The organism is Streptosporangium amethystogenes (assembly GCF_000721075.1).
GTDB classification, from domain to species: domain Bacteria; phylum Actinomycetota; class Actinomycetes; order Streptosporangiales; family Streptosporangiaceae; genus Streptosporangium; species Streptosporangium amethystogenes.
On sequence record NZ_JOEQ01000004.1, the window covers coordinates 290,535 to 303,249 of the forward strand.

Here is a 12,715-nt window from a genome sequence, read left to right on the forward strand (position 1 = left end):
GTGGACGGGCCGGGGCCAGACCGGGGTCAGGCCGGGGTCAGGCCGGGCGAAACCCATGGGCCAGCGCGCGGATCGCGGGCTCGTACACGCGCGGCCCCGCCCCGGCGGCGAACGCCGCCGCCGCTCGCAGGTGAACCTCGGCCCGCTCCTCGTCACCGTCGAGCAGGGCCAGTCTGGCCAGGCACAGGTCGGTCAGCGACCAGCCGAGCAACCGGCCCGCGTGCGGGACGAGCCTGCGGTACAGGATCTTCCCCGCGACCCCGTCGCCGAGCGCCGCGCAGATCTCGCTGACGGCATCCGGTACGAACCGGTAGGCCAGCTCGGGGCCGAGTGCCGCGAAGCCGTCGCGGGCGAGTTCGGCGAAGACCTCCCGTGCCGCGTCCGTCCTGCCCAGGTCGATCAGGGCCAGGCAGCGCAGGATCCGCCAGGGGATCTGCCCCGGACGGTGGGCGAGTATCTCATCGGAGAGCGCGAGCGCCTCGCCCGCCGCCCCTTCGGCCCGCAGCTCCAGGAAGCGGAACGTCTCCCGCCGCAGCAGCGCGTCGCCCCGGCCCAGCGCGCCCTCCGGGTGGGCCGCGCCGGACGCGTCGGCCGCGGCGAGCGCGTCGGTGAACCGCCCGGCCAGGTAGGCGTGGACCGCGCTCTGCCAGGCGGCCAGGCTGACCATCGAGGGGAGCCGGAGCCTCTCCGCGCTCTCTCGCAGCCAGGCCAGCAGCTCCGTGGCAGGGCCCGCGGCGCCCTGGGCGTTCAGCTCGACGTATTCGTTCTCCCTGCCGATCCACTCGGTGGCCAGGTCGCCGGTGCGGCGGCCGATGTCCACGATCTCGGCGATGACCGCCCGCCGGTGGTCGTGATCGTGGCCGGACCGCAGCAGGATCTCCAGGGCGATCAGCGTCCTGGACAGGGTCCGGTCCTCCCCGGTGCGGCGAGCCAGCCGCACCGCCTCCTCCGCCATCGCCACGCTCTGCTCGACGGGCCGGCCGGTGGAGCCGGTCAGCGCGGCGGCGGCGAGCAACTGGGCCCGCCACGGCGAGTCCTCCACGAGGTCGGAGGCGAGCACCCGGTCGATGCGCTCGGCCAGCCTGTCGATCCCGGTCATCTCCTCGTACATGGCCAGATAGATCGGGTTGGAGAATCCCAGCACCGCTCTGGCCAGCCGGTTGTCGTCGCCGAGCCCTTCGGCGGCCTGCGCGGCGGCCTCCAGCGAGGCGTGGGCCGCGCCGCTCATCCCCGAGACCGCCTGCGCCTCCGCCAGGTCCAGCAGGAGGTCACAGCGGAGCCCGTTGTCGGCCCCCGGCAGCCGGTCGATCATCGCGATCGCCCGTTCCAGGCCCTCCACCGCGTCCTCGTGGGCGAACTGCGCGGTCGCCTGGGCCGCCGCGCGCCGGGTGTAGCCGATGGCCCTGCCCGCCATCGCGGGAGACAGCAGGCCCTCACGGTAGTGGTGGGCGATCTCGGTCAGCCGCGTCCCGCTCCGCTCCTCCAGCACCTCCGCGATCCGCGCGTGCAACCTCCTGCGGCGTAGCGGCGGCAGCGCCTCGCGCAGCACGTCGCGGACGATGTCGTGGACGAACCGGCAGCTCGGCCCCTCTCCCTCGACCAGCAGCCGGGCCCCCACCGCGGCGTCGACGATGTCGAGAACCCGCCCCTCGGGCAACTCCGCCACGCGCGTCAGGATGTCTGTCGCCGCCTCCCTGCCCAGCAGCGCCGCGACGGTCAGCACCTCCTCGGTGTCGGGCGGCAGGTGGGCCATCCTGCCGCGCACCACGTCCGAGAGCGCCTCGGGGGTCTCTCCCAGCTGTAGCACCTCGCCCAGAAAGAACGGGTTGCCCGCGGTCAGCCTGCCCATCTCCCCGGCCCGTCCCGGGTCGGCGCCCGCCCGCCCCAGATACTCGCGGATCTCCTCCTCGGCCAGGCCGCGCAGCAGGAGCCGCCGTACGTGCGGCAGCCTGAGCAGCACGCCGAGGGTGCGCTCCAGCGACTCGCCGGGGCGCACGTCGGTGTCGCGGTACGTGGCCACGACCGTCAGCTCCGGGCAGAGCCGGGTGGAGGCCAGGAACTCCAGCAGCCGCAGCGAGGAGGTGTCCGCCCATTGGAGGTCGTCGAGGACCACCAGCACCCGGCCGTGCTCGTTCAGCAGCCGGGCGAACGCCTCGTACAACTCGAACTGCCCCGCCTGCCCCTCTTGTCCGGTATGGCCGGTCCCGGCTCCGGTCCCGGCTCCGGCTCCGGCGAGTTGCACCAGTTCGCCGACCCTGCCGACCAGGTCCTGCACCGCCTGCGTCCAGGGCCAGAAGGGGGGCGCGCCGGCGCCGTCCCAGCAACGGCCCCACACCACCCGCCGGCCCCGTGCCCGCGCGACGTCGGCCGCGTACTCGGCGAGGCTGGTCTTCCCGATACCCGGCTCCCCGGCGAGCAGCACCACCCGGTGCCCGTCTCCGGCGACCGCCCGCTCCAACACACCGGCCTCCGCCTGCCGGCCCACCAGCCCGGTGCCGTTCTCCAGCCCGACCGGCTCCGCCGCCCCTGACGGCCTCGCGGCACCGGTCGCCTCCGCCACGACGGCTGCCTTTCCCGCGTCAGCCGTGTGCCTGGGCCTCAGCGCGGGATCCTGGCCGAGGATGCGCCGCTCCATCTCCCGCGACCGGGGGTCGGGGTCCAGGCCCAGGTCCTCCATCAGCAACCGGCGTCCCTCGGCGAGCAGGCCGAGCCCGTCCGCCTGCCGTCCCGCCTGGTAGAGCGCGTGGGCGGCGAGCGTCCGCAGCCGTTCCCTGAACGGATGGGCGGCGACCAGCTTGGCCAGCCTGCTCGTCACCGCCGTTCCCCGGCCGAGCGCGAGCTCCGCCTCGGCCAGGTCCTCCTCGATCGTCAACCGCAGCTCGATCAGATGCGCGCGCTCCTCCGCCACCCAGGAGGACTCCGCGAGACCGTCAAGCGGTTCTCCGCTCCACTCCCCCAGGGCCAGCCGCAGCTCCCGCACCACCCCCTCGTGATCTCCCGCCGCGCCCAGACTCCTGCCTTCGGCCACCTGCCCCCGCACCCTGCCCAGGTCGATCGCGGTGGCGGGGACGTCCAGGACATAGCCTCCCGGCCTGCTGGCCAGGACCTTCGGAGGCACCCCCCTCGGCCTGCCCGGCTCGAAGACGCGGCGGAGTTTGGAGACGTATGCCTGCACGGTGTTGAGCGCCCCCGGAGGGGGGGCATCCTCCCAGAGGGCGTCGATCATCCGGTTCGGCCCGACCGGTCGCGGGGCCGCGAGAACGCATATCGCCAGCACCAACCGCTGCTGGTAGGGGCCGATGTCCAGTACCGCCCCGCTGTCGGCGATCACCTCGACCGGGCCAAGCACACGAAATTCCATCTGGCCACCTCGCTCGCGAACTGCGCCGATATTAACCTTTCGCACTAACTGTCCAGTCCAGCCTGTAACGATCTCGGGACTTCCAGCTCCACATATTCTCAGTCGGACGCGTTAACCTCCGTCCAGACCACCCATCAGGGGGTTCCGGTGGACTGCCGGAAAACAGCGGAGCTCTGGTCGCCGCCCTCCCGGGCAGCGGCCCTTCTTTACGAGTGGAGGACATGAGGAATGGGTGGATTCAAGAAGTTCCTGCTGAGAGGGAACCTCGTCGAGCTGGCCGTGGCGGTCGTGGTCGGGGCGACCTTCAGCGGGCTGGTGCAGGCTCTGGTCAAGGACCTCATCACGCCGCTGATCGGGGCGGTCACCGGCGGCCGGGAGCCGGACTTCTCGGATTACGTGTTCACGGTCAACGGCGCCAAGTTCATGTACGGCGACTTCATCAACCACCTGCTGAGCTTCCTGATCATCGCCGCGGTCATCTACTGGCTCGTCGTGATGCCGATGACCCGGCTGATCGGCTACTTCGACCGGAACAAGGAGGCCACCGAGAAGGAATGCCCGGAGTGCCTCAGCGATATCCCGATCGCCGCCAGGCGCTGCGCGTTCTGCACCGCGGTGCTGTCGCAGGTCCCCATCGCCGACAGGCCCCCGGCGTAGGAACCCTCTCCTCCTGGGCGGTACGACCTTCCGGTCGGCCGGGAGAATCCCGCGGAGGACAATGTGAGCGTGAGCTTCGAACTGGCCGTCTGGCACGAGCCCAAGCCGATCACCAGGGAACACGCTGAGAACGTCTTCCAGACGTTCCGTCACGGAAAGCCGCATGGCGCGAGCCCTCGCCCCGAACCGGGGGCTCCCCGCTCCGGAGAGCAGGAGCCCGCGGAGACCCACCCGGGGGTGGCGGCGTTCGTCGAGCGGGTTCCCGAGGCCGAGCCGCTCTCCGCGGCCTTCGCCCTGGTGACCGTGGACCTGGAACGGGCCGACGAGGTGGCGGCCGAGGTCTTCGCCCTGGCCGCCGAGTGCGGGCTGGTCTGCTACGACCCGCAGCGCGGCCTGGTGCACAACCTGTCTCCGCGTGGCGTCCATCCCACCATGGAGATGCGTACCGGCGACGGGATGATCGTGGTCGGCCCCGACCTTCAGCTCATCTCCGACGCGCTCGCCACCATGTCACCGCAGAACCCGTTCACGGCGCTGGTCGTCTTCGGCGAGCACTTCGTCCAGACCTCCCCGGAGGTCTCGGGGTACGAGCTGGAGTACAAGGACAGCGTCCGGAACCGAATGTTCCGCACCCATGTTCCCGACCTGGAAGCGGTTCAGACCGCTTTCATCGAGTACGCCATGGGAGAACGCGCTTTCCTGGAACGGCACGACTGGCGGCTTGTCTGACTTTTCCGGGCGTGGTTTTCGCTGTGCGCTGCGGTGAGCGGGTGTTCCTGGGCCGGTATCTCGTCTGGCTGATTCGGGTACGCGGCTTGCTCGCTGCGCGGCTTGCTCGCCGTGCTCGCTGCGCGGCTTGTTCGCCGTGCTCGCTGCGCGGCTTGTTCGCCGTGCTCGCTGCGCGGCTTGCTCGCCGTGCTCGCTGCGCGGCTTGCTCGCCGTGCTCGCTGCGCGGCTTGCTCGCCGTGCTCGCTGCGGTGGGCGGGTGTTCCGGCCGGCCGTCTCAGTCGCCGTCTGGTGATTCCGGCCTCCGGCCTGCCCGGGCGCGGTGGTTGCGGGCTCTTTTTACGCCGGCCGGAACACCCGCCCACCTCCGCTGCACGCGCTCTGGCCGTACGGCGGGCATGCCGTAGCCGCTTGCTTTCCGGCCGCCCGGGTAGGCACCGTCGCTGAAGCGATTCTTGGGGGCCGTTCGGGGCTGATCGCCGTAGCTGAAGCGCCCCCGCATGACCCAGTCCAGGGCCGGGCGCCGTAACCATTCCAGGGCTGGGCTGCACAAACAGTCCAGGGGTGGGCCCTGCCTGTTTGGGGGTGGGGGCTGCCTGTTTGGGGGTGGGGGCTTTCAGGGGCAGTCGTTCATCGCGGCGCGGGCCTGGGAAGGGGTCATGGGCGGGGTGGGGAGGGGGTGGGCGGCGGTGGCGCGTAGGCCGTCGAGGGTCAGGGCGAGATGCCGCCGCCAGACTCCGGGAGCGACGCGGAACGTCGCGCGTACGGTCGCCGCGACCCCCCAGATCACGAATGCCATGTCCTCAAGCGTGACGTCGTCCCGCAGGGCGCCTGACTCCTGGGCGCGCTCGATGATCCGGCGCATCAACGCGTAGCCCGCGGCCGTGTCGGCCGCGGCGCCGCGTACGGCGAGGTCGTTGTAGCCGAGGTCGGCCGCCTGTAGCTCGCACACGCCGGTGATGAACGCGACGAGCCCCTTCCAGGCGTCGTCCATCGCGAGTGACCGCTCGGCCAGTTCGGCGACGGTCGCCACCCGGTCCTCGAACACCGCCTCCACCAGTTCGGCCCGGGTGGGGAAGCGGTTGTACAGCGTCCCGATGCTCACCCCCGCCGTACGCGCGATCTCTTCGAGCGGCACGTCGAGTCCCCGGTCGGCGAAGAGGCTCCTGGCCGCCCGCAGGAGGAGCTCGCGGTTGTGCAGGGCGTCCTTGCGCATGTCCGGAAGCCTAGCTAAGTTGAGGTCAATCTCAACTTGAGGAGGGCCTCAACTTATGCGACGGACCATCGTGATCACCGGCGGCACGAGCGGCATCGGCAAGGCGCTCGCCCGGCACCACGCCGAGCGGGGCGATCTGGTCATCGCCGTGGGCAGCGGCGAGGCAGGCGGGCGGCGTTTGCGCGAGGAGGTGCCCGCGGCCCGCTTCATCCAGGCGGATCTCAGTTCCATCCGGCAGACACACGATCTGATCCGGAAACTCCGTGACGAGCATCCGGTGATCGACGCGCTGGTGCTCGGGGCCTTCAGGTACAACCTGACGAGGATCGAGACCGAGGAGGGCTTCGAGCACACCTTCGCCCTGTATGTGATCAACCGCTGGCTCATGGCCGAGGGCCTGCGCGAATCACTGGAGGAGGCGCGAACGCCCGTGATCGTCAATCTGTGCGGGGTCGGGGGCATCCGCGCGGGAGAGATCCGCTGGGACGACCCGCAACTGACCGAGGGGTATCGGCCTTTCAGGGCGACCATGCAGGGTGCCAGGGCCGTCGAGTTGCTGGGCATGGCCTACGCCGGCGAGCGGACGAGCTATGTGCTCTACAACCCGCTGTTCGTGGCGACGGGGATGTTCAAGCCCTTCCGGCAACCGGTACGCGGCCTTGTCCGGGTGCTGTCGGCGGTGTTCGCCCAGCCGGCGGCCAGGGCCGTACCCCCGATCGCCGCCCTCATCGACCATCCGCCGGTCGGCCCGCTCACCGCCTACCGGAAGGGCAGGCCCGTCGAGCTCACCGTGGACCGCGACCTGGCCCTGAGATTCGAGAAGACCGTCCACACGATGGCATCGTCACTCCCCGAATGATCCCAACATTCCGGGCTCCCGACCTCCCACAACCGGCTACCGGTAGCCGTTCGGCGACGGCCGGTGCCCGCCGCCGATCAGCTGCCCCCGTATGCCGCCCTGTGCCGGGCAGGGGTCACAGGCTCCACAGCCCCTTACCTATCGTGGTGAACCCGCCCACCAGCGCGAGCAGCAGCACCAGCACCCGGGCCCGCCGTTCCGGCACTCGTTCCGCGAGTGCCTTCCCCAGCACGGCGCCTGCCGCTATCCCGGCCGCGACCAGCAGCCAGAGCGGCATCGTGAGCTTCGGCACGCCCTTGGCCGTAACGGAGAGCACGTTCACCACCACCCCGTAGAACTGCGCGTTCGGCACGAACTCCCGCACCGTCCAGCCCGCGTTCACCGCGTACAGGGAGACCGCCGGACCGCCCACCCCCGCGGAGGAGTTCATGAACCCGCTCGCCGCACCGGCCGCCACCGCACCCCCGGCGCCGCGCAGGGCGGGCACCCGGCTGCCCCGCATCACGAGCAGTACGGCCACGCTCACCAGCGTCCCCATGCCGACCAGCAGCATCGGTTCGGGCAACCGGGCGGCCACCCAGGCCCCGGCCGGCACGGTACAGGCGGCCGCGGCGACCAACGGAACCATCGCGGTCAGGCGGACCTCCCGCCAGGTGCCGGCCAGCCCGATCGCGCTGATGGCACCGGCCGCGCAGTTCGCCAGCACCACCCCCTCGGCCGGGCCGAGAAGCAGCACCAGAGCGGGCACCGCCACAAGCGCGAACCCGATCCCCGCCATCCGCTGCACGGACGCGCCCACTAAGACGATGCCCCCAAGCAGGAGACCGGCGCTCCAGTCATCCACCACAGACGCTCCCCGTGACTTCTCCTCATGAGCGATCCGGCCCTCTCGCCCACGCGGAAAGCACCATCATGCAGGCCATCGAGAGAGCAGACAGCAGATCGGGCGAACGGAAAAACCAGAACACGAACGCCCGCCCACCGTAGCGGGCACGGCGAAAACCCCGAAACCCCGCACACGCCCCGGAGCCCCATCGCGTCAAACACCCCAGGCGTACAGCGGAAAGCTCCCGATCAGTCATTCACCGGGAAATCGGACACCCACCTGCGCGCGGACCTCGTCCAAGATGCCCATCACGTCCAACGTCGCCTGCCACGGCACCAGCGGACTCTCCAGCAGCCCCTCGCGCAGGCAGCGCATGGCCTCGGCCGCCTCGTGCAGCATGCCGGTCCCCTCGAAGGGGACGTGGAAGGTCTCCGGCTCACCGCCCATGCGGTGCAGGACGAACGTGTCGGGACGGAAGAACGGGTTCGGCAGCTCGATCCGGCCGAGCGGCCCGGAGATCGACGCGGTGACCGGGCTGCCCGCGGTGATACCGCAGGAGAGCAGGGCGACGGCTCCGCTGTCGTAGCCGAGCAGTACGCCGGTGTTCTCGTCCACGCCCTCGGGGGTCAGCCGCGCCCAGGACCGCACCCCGGCGGGGGCACCGAGCACGAGGTGGGCGAAGGAGATCGGGTAGACGCCCAGGTCGAGCAGGGCGCCGCCGCCCAGCTTCGGGTCGCGGAGCCGGTGGTCGGGCTCGACGGAGACGGAGATCGAGAAGTCGGCGTGCACGGAGTCGACCGGACCGACGGCCCCGCCCTCGACCAGCTCCATGAGCTTGCGGATGCCCGGGACGCAGCGCATCCACATGGCCTCCATCAAAAACAGCCCCCGCTCCCGCGCGAGGTCGACCAGCTTGGCGGCCTCGGCCCGGTTCAGGGTGAACGCCTTCTCGCACAGTACGGCCTTGCCCGCCTCCAGACAGGTCCGTACCGCGGCGTAGTGGGCGTTCTGGGTGTTGGCCACGTAGATGATGTCCACGTCCGGATCGGCAGCAAGCTCTGCCCAGCTGCCGTGCGCCCGGGGAATGCCGTGCCGGTCGGCGAAGGCCCGCGCGGACTCCTGCGACCTCGATCCGACCGCGACCACCTCGGCGTCCGGCAGGAGCTTCAGGTCTTCGGTGAAGGTGGTGGCGATGCCACCGGTCGCCAGGATTCCCCACTTAATCGCACTCATGACGACATATCTCACCATGCACGGCAGGCAGACGGGCCGGGTACGGCTTTCAGGAAAGGTCGTACCCGAGCCGGTCAGCCGCGAGTGTCGGCGAGCAGGGCGTTCAGCACCAGGTCAGGGTGGTCGCGCATGACGCCGCGCATCCGCCACTCGTCGGTGAACAGCGCCAGCAGGGCCCCGTCCAGCGAGCGGGTGAAGACCTCCACCCCGCGCTGGCGGGCCAGGATCGGCGCCGACTCGGCGTCGGTGAGCCTGGCGATGCCGAAGTCCAGCCGGTCCATCAGGATCTCGGTGTTGAACTCGGCGTCCATCCGGTGCTTGACCACGTCGAACTGCATCGGGCCCACCGCGGCGAGCACCGGCGACTGGTCGCCTCTGACGTCGGAGCGGAGCACCTGGACCACGCCCTCGGCGTCGAGCTGCTCGATGCCCTTGCGGAACTGCTTGGACCGGCTGGAGTCACGGACCCTGGCCGTGGAGAAGTGCTCGGGGGCGAAACTCGGAATTCGAGGGAACTCGACGGGCGAGCCGTCGTACAGCGTGTCGCCGGGACGCAGCGCGCTGGCGTTCACCAGTCCGACCACGTCACCGGGGTACGCCTCGTCGATCGTGGCGCGTTCCTGGCCGAAGACCGACTGGGCGTACTTGGTGGCGAACGGGCGGGCGGTGGCCGCGTGGACGAGCACCATGCCGCGCTCGAACCTGCCCGAGCAGACCCGGACGAAGGCGATCCGGTCGCGGTGCGAGGGGTCCATGTTGGCCTGCACCTTGAAGACCAGGCCGGAGAACGGCTCCTCCAGCGGGCGCGGGTCGTCGTCGACGTCCGGCCGGGGTGCGGGAGCGGGGGCGATGTCGACCATGGCGTCCAGCAGGCGGCCGACGCCGAAGTTGGACAGCGCGGCCCCGAACAGCACCGGGGTGGACTCGTGCGCCTCGAAGGACTTCTGGTCGTGGTCGGCGCCGATCGCGGAGAGCAGGTCGATCTCGTCCTTGGCCCGTTCCCAGTCACCGCCCAGCTCGACCAGGGCCTGCTCGGCGCTCAGGTCGGTCTCGATGGCCTTGGTGGCACCGCCGGGGGTGCGGGTGTAGCGGACGATCCGGTCGGCGGCGCGGTCGGCCACCCCGTGGAAGAAGCCGCCGGTGCCGATCGGCCAGGTGATCGGCGTGGGCCGCAGACCGGTCTTCTCCTCGATCTCGTCCAGCAGCTCCAGGGCCTCGCGGCCCGGCCGGTCCCACTTGTTGACGAACGTGATGACGGGGATGCGGCGGTGCCGGCACACCTCGAACAGCTTCAGCGTCTGCGGCTCCATGCCCTTGGCCGCGTCGAGCAACATGACCGCGCAGTCGACGGCGGCCAGCACCCGGTAGGTGTCCTCGGAGAAGTCCGCGTGGCCGGGAGTGTCGACCAGATTGAACATGTGGCCGCGGTATTCGAACCTGAGCGCGGCGGAGGTGATGGAGATGCCTCGGGCCTTCTCCATCTCCATCCAGTCGGAGGTCACCCCTCGGCGCCCGGACTTGCCGTGCACCGCGCCCGCCTGGCTGATCGCGGAGGCGTGCAGCGCCAGCGCCTCGGTCATGGTCGACTTGCCCGCGTCGGGGTGGCTGATCACCGCGAACGTGCGGCGACGTGCCGCCTCCTGCATGATCGCGGTCATTCCTGATCTCCTAGCGGTGCGTAAAGTGGGGAACTCCGGGCACAGTGCGGGGGCACTGAGGAGGCACTGGACGGCCACTGAAACAGCTTACGCGCCACTACCGGTGTCAACAGATGTGGCAACACTTCCCCAGGCCGCTTGCGCCACCATGGTGTTAAGTGGATCGTGGAACATCTCGGTTCGCCATAGGCCCATCCCAACTGTCCGAAAGCGGCTCAGCTCGTGCAACTCGACGATCTAGTGATGTGCAGATGATCACGCTGCGCTATACGGCAGGGTCCGACGTCGGCCGGATCCGGCAAGGCAACGAGGACGCCGCCTACGCGGGCGCGCGGCTTCTGGCCGTCGCCGACGGAATGGGCGGTCACGTGGGTGGTGAGGTCGCCAGCTCGGCGGCCATCGCCACCGTGGCGTCCCTGGACCAGGAGTGCCCGGGCGACCTCGCCGCCGCCGCCGAGGCCGGGGTCCGCAAGGCCAACCAGCGCCTGCGCGAGCTGGTCGCCGAGGACCCGTCACTCACCGGCATGGGGACCACTCTGACCCTGATGCTCTGGAACGGCTCGCGCGTCGCCCTCGCCCACATCGGCGACTCCCGCGCCTACCTGCTCCGCAACGGCGATCTCTATCAGATCACCTACGACCACACCCTGGTCCAGACGCTGATGGACGACGGCCGGATCACCGCCGAGGAGGCCGCCCGCCACCCGCACCGGTCGATCCTGCTGCAGGTCCTCGACGGCAGCGAGAACCTCGAACTCGACCTCTCCCTGCGGGACGCCGAGGTCGGTGACCGCTACCTGCTCTGTTCCGACGGGCTGTCGGGGGTGGTCGAGGCCGAACGGCTCCGCCAGGTGCTCGCCGAGGTCGACGACCTGCAGGAGGTCACCCGGCAGCTGATCGCGCTCGCCTGCGAGGCGGGGGGACCCGACAACATCACCTGCGTGGTCGCCGACGTGGTCGAGGGGGAGATCACCGACAATCCCGTGGTGGTCGGCTCGGCCGTCCCCTCATAAGCGCGCACAGCGGCTTACAGCGGCTCGTGGAAGCCGCCCGCCCGCGGCCGGCCACCGCTCGTGCGGACAGGTCACGGCACGGAGGTACGACGCGTGCGCCGGCGAGTGTCCCCGGGATGCCCCGGTGGCTTCCCGCTGCCCGGTGAGCCCTGGTCACAGGCGCAGGACAGCGGTTATCGTCGGAAATCCACGTTCCTCACCGCCCCCCTTCGGAGGGATGTCCCCCATGTACAAGGAATTCGCCATCGAGGCCATCGTGTGGCTCATCCCCGTGGTGATTCTCGTCGGTCTCGCCTACATGATCACCCGACCCGCCTGATCTCTCGGGATCCCGCCGAGGACGAGAGGCCACGCCCGCGCTCCTCGGTTTCCACACGCCCTCTGACGCCCCCGCGCCACCACCCGCGCGCAGGCCCCGGAACCCGCAGGTGGAGCGGTTAATACGGATATTTTTCCAATTTGGGAACTATTCTCTTTAACCAATCTTTACCTGTATATAGTCGCTTACGTGCGCTCGGGGGAGCGCGATCCGGTACGCCAGCAGGGGGACCTCACACGCCAATGGGCCAGTTCGTCGATGCCACGCTGTCCTTTCCGACCGTCCTGTTCACGTTCCTGCTCCTGGTGATCATCGCGTACTGGGTGCTCGTCGTGTTCGGCGTGTTCGGGTTCGACGGCGACGGCTCCGAAGCCTCAGGGGCCACCGGCTTCCTGAGCGGTCTGGGACTCGGCGGAGTCCCGGCCGCACTGGTCATCTCGCTGCTGGTCGTCGTCGCCTGGTTCGCGAGCCTGGTGGGCGGCACACTGTTCACCGGCACCCCCGCCCTGATCGCGGTACTGGTCGCGGCACTGGTCTGCGCCTGGGCGTGCACGCGCCTCATCGTGCTGCCGCTGCGACGCCTCATCCCGAAGGAGCGCGTTCCCTCCCGCGCCGACTTCGTGGGCCGTGCGTGCGTTATCCGTACAAGCCGGGTCGGCGGTGACTTCGGCCAGGCCGAGGTCACCGCCGCGGACGGCTCCTCCGCTCTCGTTCAAGTGCGTCAGACCGGCGACGACGTCTTCGCCGCCGGAAGCACCGCCCTGATATTCGCCTATGACTCCCCCGGCGAGTTCTTCTGGGTGATGCCGTACGCCGCGGAACTCGACCCTGATCGTCCTATTTAACC

General features: G+C 70.2%; 10 protein-coding genes. 5 read left to right on the plus strand and 5 right to left on the minus strand.

Going from position 1 to position 12,715, the window contains the following annotated elements; translation table 11 throughout:
• Positions 1-37 precede the first annotated feature (37 nt).
• On the minus strand, positions 38-3,361 hold the full coding sequence (locus IG98_RS0106090) for an ATP-binding protein (RefSeq protein ID WP_084195155.1): 3,324 nt from the start codon (positions 3,359-3,361) through the stop codon (positions 38-40).
• 228 nt (positions 3,362-3,589) lie between these two features.
• On the opposite strand from IG98_RS0106090, the gene mscL reads away from it, so the two are divergent.
• Positions 3,590-4,018, plus strand: coding sequence for a large conductance mechanosensitive channel protein MscL (mscL, locus tag IG98_RS0106095; protein WP_030906736.1), 429 nt, complete (start codon positions 3,590-3,592; stop codon positions 4,016-4,018).
• A gap of 69 nt (positions 4,019-4,087) precedes the next feature.
• Positions 4,088-4,747 (plus strand): hypothetical protein, encoded by a 660-nt coding sequence (locus tag IG98_RS0106100; RefSeq protein WP_030906738.1) that lies wholly within the window; start codon positions 4,088-4,090, stop codon positions 4,745-4,747.
• A 613-nt stretch (positions 4,748-5,360) separates the two neighbouring features.
• On the opposite strand, the gene IG98_RS0106105 is transcribed toward IG98_RS0106100, so the two are convergent.
• The gene (locus IG98_RS0106105) at positions 5,361-5,960 is read right to left on the minus strand and encodes a TetR/AcrR family transcriptional regulator (RefSeq protein ID WP_030906741.1); all 600 of its coding nucleotides are present in this window, start codon (positions 5,958-5,960) and stop codon (positions 5,361-5,363) included.
• 55 nt (positions 5,961-6,015) lie between these two features.
• Between IG98_RS0106105 and IG98_RS0106110 the strand changes: the two genes are divergently transcribed.
• On the plus strand, positions 6,016-6,819 hold the full coding sequence (locus tag IG98_RS0106110) for an SDR family NAD(P)-dependent oxidoreductase (RefSeq protein ID WP_037969454.1): 804 nt from the start codon (positions 6,016-6,018) through the stop codon (positions 6,817-6,819).
• 115 nt (positions 6,820-6,934) lie between these two features.
• Here the strand turns inward: IG98_RS0106110 and IG98_RS0106115 are convergent, their stop codons facing one another.
• The 3 genes from IG98_RS0106115 to IG98_RS0106125 form a co-directional block, all read right to left on the minus strand.
• Positions 6,935-7,663, minus strand: a complete 729-nt coding sequence (locus IG98_RS0106115) for a sulfite exporter TauE/SafE family protein (protein WP_030906748.1) — start codon at positions 7,661-7,663, stop codon at positions 6,935-6,937.
• Positions 7,664-7,897: 234 nt separating this feature from the next.
• Positions 7,898-8,878 carry a Gfo/Idh/MocA family protein gene (locus IG98_RS0106120; RefSeq protein ID WP_245651412.1) on the minus strand — a complete coding sequence of 327 codons (981 nt, stop codon included), beginning with the start codon at positions 8,876-8,878 and terminating at the stop codon, positions 7,898-7,900.
• A 74-nt stretch (positions 8,879-8,952) separates the two neighbouring features.
• Positions 8,953-10,536 carry a peptide chain release factor 3 gene (locus IG98_RS0106125; RefSeq protein ID WP_030906754.1) on the minus strand — a complete coding sequence of 528 codons (1,584 nt, stop codon included), beginning with the start codon at positions 10,534-10,536 and terminating at the stop codon, positions 8,953-8,955.
• 251 nt (positions 10,537-10,787) lie between these two features.
• On the opposite strand from IG98_RS0106125, the gene IG98_RS0106130 reads away from it, so the two are divergent.
• Both IG98_RS0106130 and IG98_RS0106140 read left to right on the plus strand, forming a co-directional pair.
• Positions 10,788-11,549: a PP2C family protein-serine/threonine phosphatase gene (locus IG98_RS0106130; RefSeq protein WP_030906757.1), complete on the plus strand. Its 762-nt coding sequence runs from the start codon at positions 10,788-10,790 to the stop codon at positions 11,547-11,549.
• Positions 11,550-12,110: 561 nt separating this feature from the next.
• Entirely contained in the window at positions 12,111-12,713 is a 603-nt protein-coding gene (locus tag IG98_RS0106140; protein WP_030906759.1) for an OB-fold-containig protein, read from the plus strand.
• Positions 12,714-12,715 lie beyond the last annotated feature (2 nt).

Excerpts from the sequence above, each read along its gene's own strand:
- IG98_RS0106090 (WP_084195155.1), bottom strand. The coding sequence starts at position 3,361 with ATGGAATTTCGTGTGCTTGGCCCGGTCGAGGTGATCGCCGACAGCGGG.
- mscL (WP_030906736.1), top strand. The coding sequence starts at position 3,590 with ATGGGTGGATTCAAGAAGTTCCTGCTGAGAGGGAACCTCGTCGAGCTG.
- IG98_RS0106105 (WP_030906741.1), bottom strand. The coding sequence starts at position 5,960 with ATGCGCAAGGACGCCCTGCACAACCGCGAGCTCCTCCTGCGGGCGGCC.
- IG98_RS0106110 (WP_037969454.1), top strand. The coding sequence starts at position 6,016 with ATGCGACGGACCATCGTGATCACCGGCGGCACGAGCGGCATCGGCAAG.
- IG98_RS0106120 (WP_245651412.1), bottom strand. The coding sequence starts at position 8,878 with ATGAGTGCGATTAAGTGGGGAATCCTGGCGACCGGTGGCATCGCCACC.
- IG98_RS0106125 (WP_030906754.1), bottom strand. The coding sequence starts at position 10,536 with ATGACCGCGATCATGCAGGAGGCGGCACGTCGCCGCACGTTCGCGGTG.
- IG98_RS0106130 (WP_030906757.1), top strand. The coding sequence starts at position 10,788 with ATGATCACGCTGCGCTATACGGCAGGGTCCGACGTCGGCCGGATCCGG.
- IG98_RS0106140 (WP_030906759.1), top strand. The coding sequence starts at position 12,111 with ATGGGCCAGTTCGTCGATGCCACGCTGTCCTTTCCGACCGTCCTGTTC.